Source organism: Streptomyces lincolnensis (genome assembly GCF_001685355.1).
GTDB lineage: Bacteria > Actinomycetota > Actinomycetes > Streptomycetales > Streptomycetaceae > Streptomyces > Streptomyces lincolnensis.
The window spans coordinates 10,282,830-10,296,793 of the sequence record NZ_CP016438.1 but is presented as its reverse complement, the minus strand read 5'-3'; the positions used below and the strand labels follow the sequence as shown (position 1 = coordinate 10,296,793).

Here is a 13,964-nt window from a genome sequence, read left to right as displayed (position 1 = left end):
CCCCACGGAGCCCCCCCATGACCATGATCACCACACCCACCGGGGTGTCCCTCACCTACGGCACGTTCGGCGATCCCGACCACCCACCGCTGCTGCTGATCCAGGGCCTCGGCGCCCACATGCTCGGATGGCGCGCCGACTTCTGCAGGCAACTCGCCGACCAGGGCTTCCACGTCCTGCGCTTCGACAACCGGGACGTCGGCCTCTCGCAGAAGTTCCCGCAGGGCGGCTACACCCTGGCCGACCTGGCGAACGACACCGCGGGCCTGCTCACCGCGCTCGGCATTCCCTCGGCGCACATCGTCGGACAGTCGATGGGCGGCATGGTCGCCCAGCAACTCGCCCTCGACCACCCCACACGTGTACTGACCCTGGCCCTTGTCTACACGGCGCCCAGCACGGACTTCCTCGCCGGACGCGACCTGGTCGACGAGCGGACGCACCGCCCCCGGGCCCGCAACCGCGACGAGGCGATCACGCTCTACCTGGACAACGAAGCGGTGTGCGCCTCACCCGGATACCCCCAGGACATCACGTGGCTGCGCGAGCTCGGCGGCCAGATGTACGACCGGGACCACGACCCAGACGGCATCGAGCGTCAGCTGGAATCGCTCGACAACTCCCCGGACCGAACGCCGCGCCTGCACCACATCACGGTGCCCACCACGATCCTGCACGGCGACGGCGACCGCCTGATCAGCGCCGACGCCTCCAAACTCATGCACGAACTGATCGCGGACTCGAAGCTGACCATCTACCCCGGCATGGGCCATGAGCTTCCCCGGCCGCTCTGGCCACAGATCATCACGCAGATCCGGGACAACGCGGTACGAGGGAGTGCCTGACATGACCGCAGTACAGGTGAACGGCCACGTCTCCAGCGGCTTCGAACCGATCGCCGACGCCTTCACCGACAACTTCCGCCACCGCGGCGACACGGCCGCTTCCTGTGTGGTGTACGCCCAGGGCGCGCCGGTGGTCGACATCTGGGCCGGGCGGACCGCCCGGGGCGCCTGGACGCCCGAGGCCCGCACCGTGGTGTTCTCGGTCAGCAAGGGCGTCACCACCGTCTGTCTGCTGATGGCCGCCGAGCGCGGACTGATCGAACTCGACGCCCCGGTGGCGAAGTACTGGCCGGAGTTCGCCGAGAACGGCAAGGAGACGACGACGGTACGGCAGCTCCTCGCACACAGGGCCGGCCTGGCGGCGCCCGAGGCGGACCTGACGTGGGAGGACCTGCGCGCCTGGACGCCGGTCGCGGACACCCTGGCCCGGCAGAGGCCGGCCTGGACCCCCGGGACGGCGTACACCTACCACGCGCTCACCTTCGGCTGGCTGGCCGGCGAGGTACTGCGCCGGGCCACGGGGCTGCGCCCGGCCCAGTGGCTGCGCCAGCACGTGGCCGATCCCCTGGACCTGACGATGACGTTCGGCGCCGACCCCACCTCCGCCGACTTCCACCCCCTGGCGGACCCGCTGCCCAGCACCGACCCCGAGGCTGCCGCGATAATGGCCACAGCTTTCGCCGAACCGATGATCGAACGCTCCATCAGCCTGGGCGGTGTCGTCGACCCCGCCCGCATCATCCAGGCCGCCAACGAAGAACCATGGCTGTCGGCGGAGATACCGGCCGGCAATCTCGTGACCGACGCCCGCAGCCTTGCCCGGCTCTACGCGGCCACGGTGGGCGAGGTCGACGGGATCAGGCTGCTGGGCCCGGACACCGTCCGCGATGCCCTCGTGGTGCGCTCCGAGGGCCACCCGTTCGTGGGCCCCGACATGAGCAGCGGTTGGGGCACCGGCTTCATGACCAGCTCCGGCCACCGTCCGATGATCGGTCCCGGCAGCTTCGGCCACGACGGCCTGGGCGGCTGCCTCGCCTTCGCGCACCTGGAGCCCGAGATCGCCTTCGCCTACCAGACCGCACAGCCCGGGGGACCCCCCGACGACCGCGCCAACACGCTCAGCCACGCGCTGCGTGCTTGCCTGTGACGCCCGCCACCGCCACCCCACCAACACCACGACCGGCCACCCGCCACAGACAAACGAATGGAACTAACCACCACCCAACCCGAGGACTGCACAAACACGCACCTCACACCCAACCCCACCCGCCACCCAGCACACCGCCACCACCCGTCAGCCACACATCCCACTGCACCCAGACCGCTCCCGCCAGTCGAACCCAAAACGGCTCAACCAACAGACAAACGAGCAACGATTGTCGACGGTTTTGGGCAGTACTTAGCGATCACAGGGCTCGACAATGTCGATGAGAACTAGCAACGCTGCCGAGCGTGTGGGCGCTTCCTCGGTGCCGTGATGTTGGCCGGTGTCCGCTGCTAATGAGATCAGTCCGCGAGTTGCTTACCTGGTGAGGACTGGATTGGATGGCACGCTGGCTGGGCCGACGAGTGCGCTGAGATGCCGTCCCTGGCGGGGAGATGCCGTCTCAGAGTGCGGTGAGACGTGCGATCGTTCCGATCTCGAGAGCGATCCACATTGCGCCGTCCGGCCCTTGGGTGATGCCGTGGGGTTCTGAGGACGGGCTGGGGAGATCGTGTTCGTCGATACGACCGTTGGGGGTGATCCGGCCGATGCGGTTGGCTCCCCACTCGGTGAACCAGCAGGTGCCGTCGGCGTGGGCGGCGATGGCGTGTGGGCGTGACGCGCGGTCGGGTAGGGCGAATTCGTCGATCTTTCCGTCCGGCATGATCCGTCCGATCTGACCTGCGCCGATCTCGACGAACCACATGGCGCCATCGGCGCCGGCGGTGATGCCGACCGGGGCGCTGTCCGGTGTGGGTAACGGGTGGATGGTGACGTTGCCGGCGCGTCCGATGGCACCGATCGCGTTCGCCTGGTTCATCGTGAACCACAGCCGGTCGTCCGGGCCGGTGGCGATAGCTGACGGGAAGGCTCCCGAGAGCGGGAGAGGGAACTCGGTGACGTGACCGTCGGGCGTGATGCGGCCGATGCGGTCGGTGTTGGCTTCAGTGAACCAGAGTGCGTCATCGGGGCCCGTAGTGATCCCGAACGGCCCGGCATTGGGCGTCGGCAGCGGGAACGAGGCGACGTGTCCGTCCGTGGTGATGCGGCCGATCCGGTGGCTGCGGAACTCGGTGAACCACAGCGCGTCGTCGGGCCCTGCTGTGATGATCGACGGTCCGCTGGACGCCGGTTCGAGTTGGTAGGAGGTGGTGTCGCCGCCGGGTGTGACCCGGCCGATCCGGCCGTGGTGGACCATGGTGAACCACACCGCAGCGTCTGGTCCGGCAGTGATTCCGTAGGGTCCGGCTTCACGGTCGGAGACGGAGAACTCCGCGATTGAAACGGTCGGACGATGCGGCATGGGCGGGTTCCTTGGTCGGTGTGCGGGGGAAGTGCGACTGCGGATGCTATCCGGGCCGCAGTGCCCGACGCTCCTGGATATTCCGGCTCCGCGGCTGCAGCGGACACGCCGACCCTAAGGGCCGGCAAATGCGGCACCTATCGAGCGAGGACCAAGAAAGGTCAGCTGGTGGCGGCGTCCTTCTCAGCCGCTCGTGCCCGGGTGGTGGCGAGGCGGTAGGACTCGGTGCCGGTCTCGATGATGTCGCCGCCGAAGGTGAGCCGGTCCACGATGGCTGCGCAGAGCCGCGGATCAGTGAAGGTCTTCGTCCACCCTCCAAACGGCTCGTTAGAGGCGATGGCGACGCTGTTCTTCTCCTCCCGCTCGGTCAGCACCTGGAACAGCAACTCCGCCCCGCGGCGGTCCAGTTCCATGTAGCCGAGCTCATCGATCGCGAGGATGTCCGCGCGGCCGTAGCGAGCGATGGTCTTGGCCAGCACCTTCTCGTCCGCGGCCTCGACCAGCTCGTTGACCAGCTTGGTGGCGAGTGTGCAGCGGACCCGGTAGCCGACCATGGCGGTATCCGGAAGCACTCAGCGATCACTCGGGTCGGAAATGTCGATGAGAAGTGACAACACCGGAGGCCCGCAACTGATCCATGCTGTGTGCCTGGGTGAGTGTGATCAGACGATCGTGGTCCGATGCGGGTATCCGCTGGACGCGTTGGTCGGGGAGGTGTCTGGGGGCGGTGATACCGACGGTGCTTGAAGGGCCGGATGGCGGTGGGGAGCCGGCAGTGAAGGGGCGTTGCTCAAACTCACAGGCGTCGCGCTGCAAGTCGCCGAGCACGCGTCGTTCTTCTCGACCTTGATCTGCCTACCAGGTGACCGGAAGTTCGCGCACGCCGTAGACCGTCATGGCCGACCGCAGCGGCACTTCCTCGGGTGCGACAGTGAGACGTAGTGCCGGGAAGCGGCGCAGCAGTGCGGGCAGGGCGATGCGTATTTCGGCGCGGGCCAGTCGCTGCCCGAGGCACCGGTGGAGGCCGTGACCGAACGCGAGGTGTCCGGCCGTGGAGCGGGTGAGATCAAGCGCGTCCGGGTCGGTGAAATGGTCAGCGTCCCGGTTCGCCGCGGACAGTGCGACGGTGACGGACTCGCCGGCCTTGATCGGGCAGCCGTGGAGCTCGGTGTCCTCGCGCGCGACGCGGACCACGTGAGGGATGATCGTGAGGTAACGCAGCAGCTCCTCGACCACTGCAGGGGCGCCTTCCTCCTGGTCGCGGACCTCGGCCAACTGTGCGGGGTTGGCCAGCAGAGCGAAAGTGCCCAGCGCCAGCAGGTTCGCCGTCGTCTCATGCCCAGCGATCAGAAGCAGGAGCGCCAGTCCGGCCTTCTCATCCGCAGCAAGTCCCTCGTGCGCAGCGAGCCCGCTGAGCACATCCTCCTCCGGCCGGGAACGCTTGTGGCGCAGCAGGTCCCGTAGATATGCCATGAGTTCCCTCACCGCCGCTTGCCGGGGTTCCGGTGTGAGGTCGGCGTTCAAGAGCGTGGCGGCGTTCCGCTGGAACCCCTGCCTGTCGGAGTAGGGCACCCCGAGCAGTTCGCCGATCACTTGTGACGGGAACGGCAGTGCGAAGGTCTTGAGCAAGTCGGCCGGGCCCCCGGCGAGCTCCATCGCGTTCAAGTGGTCATTGACGATCGCTTCGATCTCCGGTTCGAGGAGCTTCATCCGGCGCACCGTGAAGTGACCGGTGAGCAACCGCCGATAGTGGTCGTGCTCGGGCGGGTCCGTGCGGAGGAAGAATCCCGGCGGCGCGGGCGCCGTTGCCGGCTGGGCAGTCGGTGAGCGCATGCGGTCAGGGCGGACACTGAAGCGGGGATCTGTCAGAGTCGCCCGCGCTGCGGCGAAGCCGGTCACCAGCCACCCCTGATCACCGTCGGCGTAGGTCATCCGATGGATTGGGCCGAGCCTTTGCCGGCGGCGCAGTTCCTCAGGGGGATCGAACGGGTTCTGACGGGCCGTGGGCATGACTCCTGGCGGGGACGTGCTCTCCATCGGCCGCTCCTCGGTCGGTACAGATCCTCCGATAAAACAGCACTCAATGCAAAACGTCAATGAATGCAAAATTACATCGCATGCGGTAAGCGGTAAGGTGCTGTCGTGACCAGCGACCCAGGGCTGCGCCAGCGGAAGAAGATGCGCACGAGACAAGCGCTCATCGAAGGCGCCCTGCGATTGTTCGCCGAGAAGGGTTACGACCAGACAACCGTGGCGGAGATCGCGGCCACCGCAGACATCGCGACACGGACCTTCTTCAGCTACTTCGACAGCAAGGACGACATCGTCTTCTTCGACGACAGGTCGCGGCTGGAGCGCGCGGTCGAGATCATCGCAGAACGGCAGCCCGGCGAACCGGTGGCCGACCTGCTGCGGCGCGTCATCGACCAGAGTGTTTTCGCGGACACGGACTCGGAGCTGGCGCGGAAGGTCGGCCCGGCCAGGACCCGGCTGATCGCGTCGGTCCCGGCACTCCAGGCACGCGAACTGCACCTGCTGTTCGACATCCAGCTACAGCTGACCGACGCGCTCCACCTCGCTTGCCCCGAGCTGGACCTCGTCGAGGCCGCCGCAGCGGTGGGCTCGCTGGTCGGGGCGATCAAGGTCGTCGTCGCCGCATGCCAAAAACGGGGCGACCGGCCGGAGCAGACCTACCAAGCCGTCCAAAGAGCCACCGACATCGCGATCGACGGCCTCAACTCACTCCCCCACCCTGCTTAGTCGTTTCAGAATGCCGTCCTGCGGAGACGCTGGCGGCTCCATGGAACAATCCCTTCAGCCGTCGGCTCAGGGGGGATGACGCCGTATGGAACGGGTTGGGGCTGCGCGAGACCTCGTGCTTGGTTACGTCCGCGCTCTGAACGCGATTGACGAGGCCATGAGGGTGGCGATCCCCTCGCTCGAGCGGCTGGCAGATGTCCTCGGCCTGGCCCGTTCGCGCCGGATCAGCCGGAGTGGGCACATCGGCACCTACTCCTACAAGGTCCATGGGGCGGGGTGCCGCTTCGTTAGCGACAACGGCACTGTCGTCGATGTGGACTTCGCAGCCGATGGGAGCGAAGTCTTCGACCTCTGGCGGCTGCGCTGGTATGGGCTGAGCCTGCCGGAGCCTCTTGACGTCACGGATCAGAACCTGCGGTCCGCGGTGCGGTCTCTGCAACCGCTTCTGGACGAGGTGCGGCCGGGGTGGTTCAACGTAGCCAGCTGATCGCTTCAGGTTCGCAGGCGGCGCAGGCATATGAGACTGCAGGCCAGTTCGAGCAGGCCCTGACGGAGATCGGCTCGTCGTTCGTAGCGGGTGCGGAGCCGTTTGAACTGGTGCAGCCAGGCGAGGCGCGCTCGACCGCCCAGCGCACCCTGCCCAGTCCGGAGCCGTGGGCGACGCCGCGTCGGGCAATCACGGGTTTGATGCCGCGCTTCCACAGCAGGCGGCGGTACTTGTCGAAGTCGTAGCCCCGGTCGGCGTACAGGCGCCGGGGCTTGCGGCGGGGACATCCCCACAGACCCTGGATCGGCGGGACGGCGTCGAGTAGCGGCAGGAGCTGGGTGACGTCATGGCGATTTCCGCCGGTGAGCGTGACGGCGAGCGGGGTTCCGTGGCGGTCGACGACCAGGTGGTGCTTGGAGCCGAGGCGGGCCCGGTCGACGGGCGGGGGACCGACGTGATCCCCCCTTTGAGGGCCCTGATGTGCGAGCCGTCCACGGCGCAGTCGTCCAGGTCCAACAGGCTGGCGCGGCGCAGCTCGCTCAGCAGGGCGGCCTGCAGGCGTGGCCAGACGCCGGCCTCGGTCCAGTCCCGCAACCGGCGCCAGGCCGTCACACCGGAGCAGCCCACCGTCTCGGCGGGGACATCACGCCATGCAACACCGGTCCGCAGCACGTACATGACGCCGACGAGGGCCACTCAGTCGCAGACACCCAGCCGCCCGGGGTAGCGGCGGCGCTGTTCGGGAGCGGGCGGCAGCAGCGGGACTACCCGCTCCCACAGGTCGTCTGGAACAAGATCAGCACGCACTCCGGACAGCCTGCCGACCAAGATCGCCAGGCGCAAGACCCGCAGCTCAACTCGTTCTGAAACGATCAGTTACTGAGCCTTTGGTCCTGTCTCAATCAATTTGGTGACATTCCAAAGCCCTGCGGCAGCTGGGCCGCTGTGCCTGACGAGGCAGTCGACCCGTCCGCGACGCCTAGGGGTCGTTTCGTTCCGGCTGCTCCTGTCTGCTCCCAACACACCCCCGCGCGCCGCCTTTTGGCCGCTGGCAGGGCCGACCGCGGTCGGCTACTTCACACACACGACTCCGCACAGCCCGCGGGTGTCCACTTCGACCATGTCCAGCGAGGCACTCACCAGTTCCTCGAACCGCTCGTGGTCCACGCTCCCCGTCGGTGCGAGCACAGCCGCTCACCGCACCCCGCAGGCCGTAGCGCGGTCCCTTGCCGAGAAGGACTCCGGCCCGCCTGCCACCATGCGTCCGCACCAGCCCCCGTGGCCACCGGGAGCGACCAAAGCCTTCCGCACCCAGACTGAACACATCTCGCCCATACGTGAGTTCAGGCCGTCTCCTCACTGCCAGACGACCGAATCCGCCCATCAGGCCCAGATGGCCTCAGCAGCCGTCGAGATCCTGCGTAGGTCCAGGCAGCGTTCCTGTCCGGGCAGCCGACGAAATGCCGCCCTTCTGTCACGGCAGCGGCACTGATCAGCGGTTCTGACACATGCGCTACTACGGCGGCCCGAGCCTGCGGTCCTGACAGCTGTCAGGACCGCAGGCGAGCCGGTCCTCCTACCGTTCGAGGTGTCGCAGCGTTTCGGGGGAAGAGGGACGAACATGGCCGGACGCACCGGGTCCTGTCCAGGGCGCGGCAAGGCCGTGGCCACACTGCTGCTCTGTCTGGCAGCCCCGGCGCTGTCGGCCTGCACGGCCGCACCACCACCCCCGTCTCCCCGGACTCCCGTCCCCGAGCCGACCGTCGCCGCCCGCGCACTCACTCCCGCAGAACGGCAGACCCTGGCCAAGGCCGAGGCGCTCCTGACGCGGAACTGCATGGAGGAGCGGGGATTCTCCTACCACGTCACCGAGGACCTGCCGGACGGGGTCAACCGCCTCTTCCCGCACGTCGTCGACGACGAGGGCTGGGCCGCCGAGCACGGCTACGGCAGCGACATCCAGCGGAAACGGGACAGCCTCGCCGCGAAGAACCCGAACCAGCTCTACTTCCGCAGCCTCTCCGCGGAGCGCAGGGACGCCGCCGTGGACGCGCTGAACGGCCCGGAAGCGACGGGTCTGGAGGCGCGGATTCCCGGCATGGGCACGGTCCGGCACAGCGATCAGGGCTGCGAGTCCGAGGCGCAACGGTCCCTCTACTCGGACCTGCGCAAGTGGTACAGCGCGTGGAAGGTGACGGACGCTCTCGAGCGGTCCGTACCGCCCGCGGTCGCGCGGGACGAGCGCTTCACGGCGGCGGTCTCACGGTGGTCGACCTGCATGCGGACCAAGGGCCACTCGTACAGCTCCCCCATGGAGGCACGTCAGCGGTTCGTGCGGCCGACGGGCGCGCCCGGATCCGGCGAGTCCCGCGCCACCGAGATCGCGACCGCGAGGGCGGAGGCCCAATGCGCCGGCACCTCGGGGCTCGCGAAGACGGCCCGCACGCTCACGCGCGCCGAACGGGCGAAGACCGAGTCCGACCATTCCACCGAGTTCATCAACAGGAAGACGCTGGAGTCCGGGGCGCTGAACCGCGCCCGGGACATCGTCAAGGCCGGCTGACTCCCCATCCGAGAGGTATGAGGAAATGAAGAAACTGACTCTGCTCGCCACCGGTGCAGCGATGCTCTTCGCGACAGTCGGCCCGGTCGCCGCCGCGCAGGCCGCGGACGGACCGGCCGCTGCGCCGCGCGCGGCAGCGGCTGCCGCCGAGGACGGCAGGCTGCACGCGTGGGCGGACCCCAACCAGCGGGGCGCCCACTGTGCCTGGTCGGGCAACAGCCGTGACTGGGACTACGGCGACGACGGCGCGACGGGCAACTGCCAGCCGATGCGCAACCTCGCCTCGTCGCTGGAGAACCGCGGATTCGCGGGCGGTTACGACGACGTCGACCTCTACTACAACCAGGACCAGAGCGGGGTGTACGCCTGCCTCGGTCACGGTGACGCGTGGCAAGACCTGTCGGGAGGGGACTACATCTTCAACAACGGCCTGTGGTGGTGGTCGGGGAAGAACGAGTCGGTCAACGACAACATCTCCTCGCACTCCTGGACCGACGGCTGCTGACCGGCCGATGTCGACCGTGCCGGGGCGGGGGCCCGGCACGGTCCCACCGCTGTGACCGTCTCGTCCTGGACAGGGCGAGGCCCGAACCCGGCCGGTCGGTCCGGGTGGCACCCATGGGAGCGGCGGACCGATCACCACACCCCGCAGGTCGTTGCGCGGTCCCTTGCCGAGAAGGACTCCGGCCCGCCTGCCACCAAGCGTCCGCACCAGCCCCCGTGGGGAAGCCGACAAGGCCTCGACGCTGGAACAGCTGCTGATGGACCTCGCCATTGGCGACGTCCACCCCAATGACGGCCCATCAGGCAGGCACCGCCGTACCGCGGTGCCTGCCTCACGGCGCGAACTCACCGCTTGACCAGCCTTGGCCTTGGCACCCTGGAAAGAGTGAGGAGGCCTTCATCGTGCCGCCCTGGGCCTCTGTCGTGACGCTCATCCAGGCGGTCGGCTACGGAGCAGCCTTGCGGAAGAGGGACAGCAGGGTCTGGGCCGACAGGGCGCCCGGGTCGAAGAACTGCGTGGCCAGAGCGGGCGGCACCGCCGGTCCCTGCATGCGGACCTCGTGGCAGGTGAAGCAGAACGCCGCCTCGAACAGTGCCAGATCGAGAGAGTCTCCGTATGCCCGGATGCTCCAGCCCGGCGAGAAACCGCAGCGGTGCTGTTCACTGCCGGGCAGGCTTTCGATCAAGACCAGGGCGGCGTCGGCCTCGCTCCCGGCCCAGTGGGCGACCACTGGGCCGGGGTACGGGACGCCCCGCCTGGTGGGGAGAGCGGAGATCCGTACGACCTCGATCAGCACGGTGGCGGCAACGGCTTCGGCGGGGAGCTGCATGAACGCAGTCTGCCCGCCAGGTCGGCGGCCGGGTAAGGGGCACAGACGCCTTCAGCAGGCACAGGTCGGGGCAGTTCGATCGACCCGATGCCGAGTGGCGGGGTGGAGCCGGCGGGTGTCGGTGTCGTCATCGCTGTCGATGACGGTGCTTTCGCGTGCGGCGCGACCAGGGTCGTGTGTGGCCACCGCGCTGGTGAGTTGCCCGCCGGCGGTGCGGCAGTATGACCGGCGTGAGTTCCCGCATGCGGAGAAGCTCTGTGACGGATTCAGCGGCGGCACTCCGGCAAGCGGTCCAAGATGTCGACGATCTGTCGGAACTGCTCGGCGGTCGCGGCGTGTCCTGCGTGCACGGTGTGCACGTCGAAGCGGTTGTGCGGGGTCAGTCGGTCGGCCTCGGCGATCATCCGGTCCTGCAGCGCGAGCGGGATCATCCGGTCGTCGGTGTGGCGGATGTACGTGCGGGGGATGCGGCCCCAGGTGTCCGCCCGGACCTGGGAGTTCTCGCTGCCGACGGTGAGCGACTCGTCGGGTTGCAGGTAGGCGAGCATCGCGTAGAACTCGGCGTCGCTCGCGTCGGCCAGCATCAGCTTCTTCAGCCCCGCCAGAGCCTCGGAGTCGGCGGTGCGGTAGTTGACCCGCACCGCGTCGATGGCCGTGGGGTCGGCGACCACCAGGGCGGCGAGGTTGCCGGCCAGGGTCGTCGAACCCTCCGGGGTCATCAGGTAGTCCTCCGGACAGGCCAGGTCCACGCAGCAGAACGCGGTGTCGTAGACGATCCGGTCGATCAGATGGGGCACCGCGTTGCCGACCCGGTTCAGGGTCGCCCCGCCCATGCTGCCGCCGTAGAGGACGACCGGGCCGAACTCGGCGACCGTACGGACCACTTGGACGGCCGCCGCGGTGTACGCGTCCAGGCCGACCCCCGCCATCGGCGACGGCCGGTCCGCCAGCGACTGAAGGTCCTGCGGGCACTGGTAGTCGAGGGCGAACTGGGCGTCAGTGGCGCCGTGCCCCGGCAGACCCACCCCGACGGTGCGGTGCCCGCGCAACGACAGCGCGTCGATGCCGCCCGGGGTGCCGCTCGCACCCGTGACGATCACGAACGTCGTCGTGCCGCGCCTGCTGCCGTGCGCCTGCGCCGCCGTCCCGCCCGTCGCCAGGGCGAGCCCGCCGGCCGCCGCACCCGCGCGCAACGCGACGCGCCTGGAAAACCTCGTCTTCCTCATGACACCGAGTGGACCGCGGCGAGCCGCCACGCCGGAAGCGGAGAAGGTGGGCACCTGCGTCCACGAAAGTTGCACCGGGCCCCGGCGGAAGGCCGTCCCGGCTATACCGTGTCCAAGGTGACGGGGGTGAGGGGCAAGCACACCGGAATGTGGCCGAACCGGCGGGAAGCGCTGTGGCTGACGGCCGCGTCCGTGCTGTTCGGGGGCCTGGACCTGCTCGTGCACGGCATGAGTCCGCCGACCACCGGCTGGACCGGGCCGCACGCCGCGCTGCTCCTGCAACTGTCGGTGGACGTGTCGCTGCTGTTCCTCGCCCGCTTCCCGGTGCAGGTCGCCTCCTGGGCACTGGCCGTCGCGGTACTCATGCTCGTCTCGGAGGAGTTCGCGCCCGGCCTGTTCACCCCCGTGCAGCCCGCCGCGCACACGGCACTGCCGTTCGCCACCCCGGCGATCACCACGAACCTCGTCCGGCTGACCGACCGCCGACGGGCGTTCCTGCTGATCGGCCTGCTCGCCGTCCTTGGCACCCGGCCCTGGCACCCGAGCTGGGACATCACGCCACTCGGCGTCGTCAACACCGTGCTGCCGGCGCTGGCCGCGCTGTACCTGCACGCCCGCAGGGAACTGCTGAACTCCCTGCGCGAGCGCGCCGAGCGGGCCGAACGCGAGTAGTTGTTGCTCGCCGAGCACGCCAGAGCGCAGGAGCGGCGTCGGCTCGCCGAGGAGATGCACGATGTGGTGACCCACCACCTCACCCTGATGGTGCTGCACGCCGGGGCACTCGGCACCGGGTCGGCCGATCCCACCGTGCGCACCGCGGCCGAAGACATCCGGCAGACGGGCACCAGGGCGCTGACCGAGTTGCGGGACCTGGTCGGGGTACTCCGCAACGCCGGGGAGACCCGGACGGCTCAACCCTCCCAACCCACCGCACCCGATCCACGGACGCTGGTCGACGAGGCCCGCGCCGTCGGCGAGACGATCTCCTACGTCGTCGACGGCGACCCCGGTCAGGTCTCGCCGACCGTCCGGCGCACGGCCCACCGGGTGGTGCAGGAGTCGCTGACGAACGGACGCAAACATGTCCCCGGCGCCGAGGTGACCGTGGCGCTGTCCTACCGGGCCGACGGCGTCACCGTCCGCGTCGCCAACGGCGCGGCCGACCGGTCGGCGGACGGCGCGCTGGCCGGCAGTGGTTCCGGCGTCGGGCTGCTCGGGCTCGCGCACCGGGTCGAGCTGATCGGCGGGACGCTGCGCTCCGGCCCGCGACCGGGCGGCGGCTACCAGGTCGATGCGATACTGCCGGCCCACGTGCCGACGCGGGAGGACGCCGGATGATCCGGGTGGTCGTCGTCGACGACGAGCCGATGGTGTGCGCGCATCTGCGGGTGATCCTCGGCGGCGCGGGCGACATCGAGGTGGTCGCCGAGGCACACGACGGCGCGGAGGGCGTCGAGGCGGTCGTCCGCCACCGGCCCGACCTGGTGCTGATGGACCTGCGGATGCCCGGCGTTGACGGCCTCGCCGCCACCGAGCGCATCGCGACGTTACCGGTGCCGCCCCCGGTCGTCGCACTCACCACCTTCGACGCCGACAGCCACGTCCTCGCGGCCCTACGCGCCGGCGCGGCGGGTTTCCTGCTGAAGACCACGCCGCCGCAGGACCTCATCGAGCTGGTGCGGGTGGCTGCAGCAGGGCACACCGTACTGTCCCCGGCCGCGATGGCCCGGCTGGTCGCAACGTCCTCGGCGGGACAGCGGCGGCGCGACGACGCCCGGGCCCGGCTGCGTGAGCTGACCGACCGAGAGCTGGAAGTTCTGGCGTGTCTCGGCCGCGGACTGTCCAACGCGGACACCGCACGCACCTTGTCCCTGTCCGAGGCGACCGTGAAGAGCTACGTGTCCCGGATGCTCGTGAAGATCGACTGCCGCAACCGCACCCAGGCCGGCCTCCTCGCGCACGACGCCGGCCTGGTCACCGAACCGGACCCAACCACCGTCCACGAAACTCGGGACCGCAAGCGGCAGCCGTGAGCAGTGGGTGCGGGCCGGCACGGAAGACCGCGACCAGGCCGCCCAAACCGCGATCTACTGCTGCCTCGTGGCACGGAGTCAACTCACCCGCAGAGTTCTCTCCCCCGACCACAGGAACCGTCCGCCCGTCAGCATGAGCGTGCGCCGCCTACCGCACCACGCCAGACAGTGGCCGAGCTGGTGACAACAATGTTGGCAACGGCGTTTCG

The 13,964-nt window shown here is 69.1% G+C and carries 13 protein-coding genes and 2 pseudogenes; 9 read left to right on the top strand and 6 right to left on the bottom strand.

What is annotated here, in order from left to right; genetic code table 11:
- Positions 1 to 17: 17 nt before the first annotated feature.
- Together SLINC_RS45340 and SLINC_RS45335 are read left to right on the top strand one after the other, a co-directional pair.
- Entirely contained in the window at positions 18 to 845 is an 828-nt protein-coding gene (locus SLINC_RS45340) for an alpha/beta fold hydrolase (RefSeq protein ID WP_067425010.1), read from the top strand.
- A gap of 1 nt (position 846) precedes the next feature.
- Positions 847 to 1,992, top strand: coding sequence for a serine hydrolase domain-containing protein (locus SLINC_RS45335; RefSeq protein ID WP_067425021.1), 1,146 nt, complete (start codon positions 847 to 849; stop codon positions 1,990 to 1,992).
- Between the two features lie 460 nt (positions 1,993 to 2,452).
- Here the strand turns inward: SLINC_RS45335 and SLINC_RS45330 are convergent, their stop codons facing one another.
- The 3 genes and pseudogenes from SLINC_RS45330 to SLINC_RS45320 form a co-directional block, all read right to left on the bottom strand.
- Positions 2,453 to 3,352 (bottom strand): Vgb family protein, encoded by a 900-nt coding sequence (locus SLINC_RS45330; protein WP_067444675.1) that lies wholly within the window; start codon positions 3,350 to 3,352, stop codon positions 2,453 to 2,455.
- 161 nt (positions 3,353 to 3,513) lie between these two features.
- A pseudogene (locus SLINC_RS45325) lies at positions 3,514 to 3,900 on the bottom strand (ATP-binding protein); the annotation flags it as partial.
- Positions 3,901 to 4,207: 307 nt separating this feature from the next.
- A complete protein-coding gene (locus tag SLINC_RS45320; RefSeq protein WP_067444672.1) occupies positions 4,208 to 5,389 on the bottom strand; it encodes a cytochrome P450 in 1,182 nt (393 codons plus the stop codon).
- A 105-nt stretch (positions 5,390 to 5,494) separates the two neighbouring features.
- Here SLINC_RS45320 and SLINC_RS45315 point away from each other — a divergent pair, with 105 nt between their 5' ends.
- Entirely contained in the window at positions 5,495 to 6,112 is a 618-nt protein-coding gene (locus tag SLINC_RS45315) for a TetR/AcrR family transcriptional regulator (protein WP_237282054.1), read from the top strand.
- 85 nt (positions 6,113 to 6,197) lie between these two features.
- Complete coding sequence (locus SLINC_RS45310) at positions 6,198 to 6,599, top strand: DUF6896 domain-containing protein (protein ID WP_067444669.1); 402 nt, start codon at positions 6,198 to 6,200, stop codon at positions 6,597 to 6,599.
- A gap of 5 nt (positions 6,600 to 6,604) precedes the next feature.
- On the opposite strand, the pseudogene SLINC_RS47030 reads toward SLINC_RS45310, so the two are convergent.
- A pseudogene (locus SLINC_RS47030) lies at positions 6,605 to 7,406 on the bottom strand (IS5 family transposase).
- An 814-nt stretch (positions 7,407 to 8,220) separates the two neighbouring features.
- Between SLINC_RS47030 and SLINC_RS45295 the strand changes: the two are divergent.
- The gene (locus SLINC_RS45295) at positions 8,221 to 9,162 is read left to right on the top strand and encodes a hypothetical protein (protein ID WP_067444661.1); all 942 of its coding nucleotides are present in this window, start codon (positions 8,221 to 8,223) and stop codon (positions 9,160 to 9,162) included.
- Between the two features lie 25 nt (positions 9,163 to 9,187).
- Complete coding sequence (locus tag SLINC_RS45290) at positions 9,188 to 9,667, top strand: peptidase inhibitor family I36 protein (RefSeq protein ID WP_067444658.1); 480 nt, start codon at positions 9,188 to 9,190, stop codon at positions 9,665 to 9,667.
- A gap of 445 nt (positions 9,668 to 10,112) precedes the next feature.
- On the opposite strand, the gene SLINC_RS45285 is transcribed toward SLINC_RS45290, so the two are convergent.
- Both SLINC_RS45285 and SLINC_RS45280 read right to left on the bottom strand, forming a co-directional pair.
- On the bottom strand, positions 10,113 to 10,496 hold the full coding sequence (locus SLINC_RS45285) for a hypothetical protein (protein WP_067444655.1): 384 nt from the start codon (positions 10,494 to 10,496) through the stop codon (positions 10,113 to 10,115).
- 266 nt (positions 10,497 to 10,762) lie between these two features.
- Positions 10,763 to 11,722 carry an alpha/beta fold hydrolase gene (locus SLINC_RS45280; RefSeq protein WP_211292789.1) on the bottom strand — a complete coding sequence of 320 codons (960 nt, stop codon included), beginning with the start codon at positions 11,720 to 11,722 and terminating at the stop codon, positions 10,763 to 10,765.
- 117 nt (positions 11,723 to 11,839) lie between these two features.
- On the opposite strand from SLINC_RS45280, the gene SLINC_RS48945 reads away from it, so the two are divergent.
- Genes SLINC_RS48945 through SLINC_RS45270 form a run of 3 tightly spaced genes read left to right on the top strand, consistent with a single transcriptional unit; the run spans position 11,840 to position 13,755 of the window.
- On the top strand, positions 11,840 to 12,394 hold the full coding sequence (locus SLINC_RS48945) for a hypothetical protein (protein ID WP_211292788.1): 555 nt from the start codon (positions 11,840 to 11,842) through the stop codon (positions 12,392 to 12,394).
- A 3-nt stretch (positions 12,395 to 12,397) separates the two neighbouring features.
- The gene (locus SLINC_RS48940) at positions 12,398 to 13,060 is read left to right on the top strand and encodes a sensor histidine kinase (RefSeq protein ID WP_211292787.1); all 663 of its coding nucleotides are present in this window, start codon (positions 12,398 to 12,400) and stop codon (positions 13,058 to 13,060) included.
- The gene (locus SLINC_RS45270; RefSeq protein WP_067444652.1) at positions 13,057 to 13,755 is read left to right on the top strand and encodes a response regulator transcription factor; all 699 of its coding nucleotides are present in this window, start codon (positions 13,057 to 13,059) and stop codon (positions 13,753 to 13,755) included. The genes SLINC_RS48940 and SLINC_RS45270 overlap by 4 nt, the downstream gene beginning before the upstream one ends.
- Positions 13,756 to 13,964 lie beyond the last annotated feature (209 nt).

What these genes read in the sequence shown, in the direction of transcription:
- SLINC_RS45320 (WP_067444672.1), bottom strand. Translation starts at nt 5,389, where the DNA reads ATGGAGAGCACGTCCCCGCCAGGAGTCATGCCCACGGCCCGTCAGAAC.
- SLINC_RS45290 (WP_067444658.1), top strand. Translation starts at nt 9,188, where the DNA reads ATGAAGAAACTGACTCTGCTCGCCACCGGTGCAGCGATGCTCTTCGCG.
- SLINC_RS45285 (WP_067444655.1), bottom strand. Translation starts at nt 10,496, where the DNA reads ATGCAGCTCCCCGCCGAAGCCGTTGCCGCCACCGTGCTGATCGAGGTC.
- SLINC_RS45295 (WP_067444661.1), top strand. Translation starts at nt 8,221, where the DNA reads ATGGCCGGACGCACCGGGTCCTGTCCAGGGCGCGGCAAGGCCGTGGCC.
- SLINC_RS45330 (WP_067444675.1), bottom strand. Translation starts at nt 3,352, where the DNA reads ATGCCGCATCGTCCGACCGTTTCAATCGCGGAGTTCTCCGTCTCCGAC.
- SLINC_RS45340 (WP_067425010.1), top strand. Translation starts at nt 18, where the DNA reads ATGACCATGATCACCACACCCACCGGGGTGTCCCTCACCTACGGCACG.
- SLINC_RS45280 (WP_211292789.1), bottom strand. Translation starts at nt 11,722, where the DNA reads ATGAGGAAGACGAGGTTTTCCAGGCGCGTCGCGTTGCGCGCGGGTGCG.
- SLINC_RS45270 (WP_067444652.1), top strand. Translation starts at nt 13,057, where the DNA reads ATGATCCGGGTGGTCGTCGTCGACGACGAGCCGATGGTGTGCGCGCAT.
- SLINC_RS45335 (WP_067425021.1), top strand. Translation starts at nt 847, where the DNA reads ATGACCGCAGTACAGGTGAACGGCCACGTCTCCAGCGGCTTCGAACCG.
- SLINC_RS45310 (WP_067444669.1), top strand. Translation starts at nt 6,198, where the DNA reads ATGGAACGGGTTGGGGCTGCGCGAGACCTCGTGCTTGGTTACGTCCGC.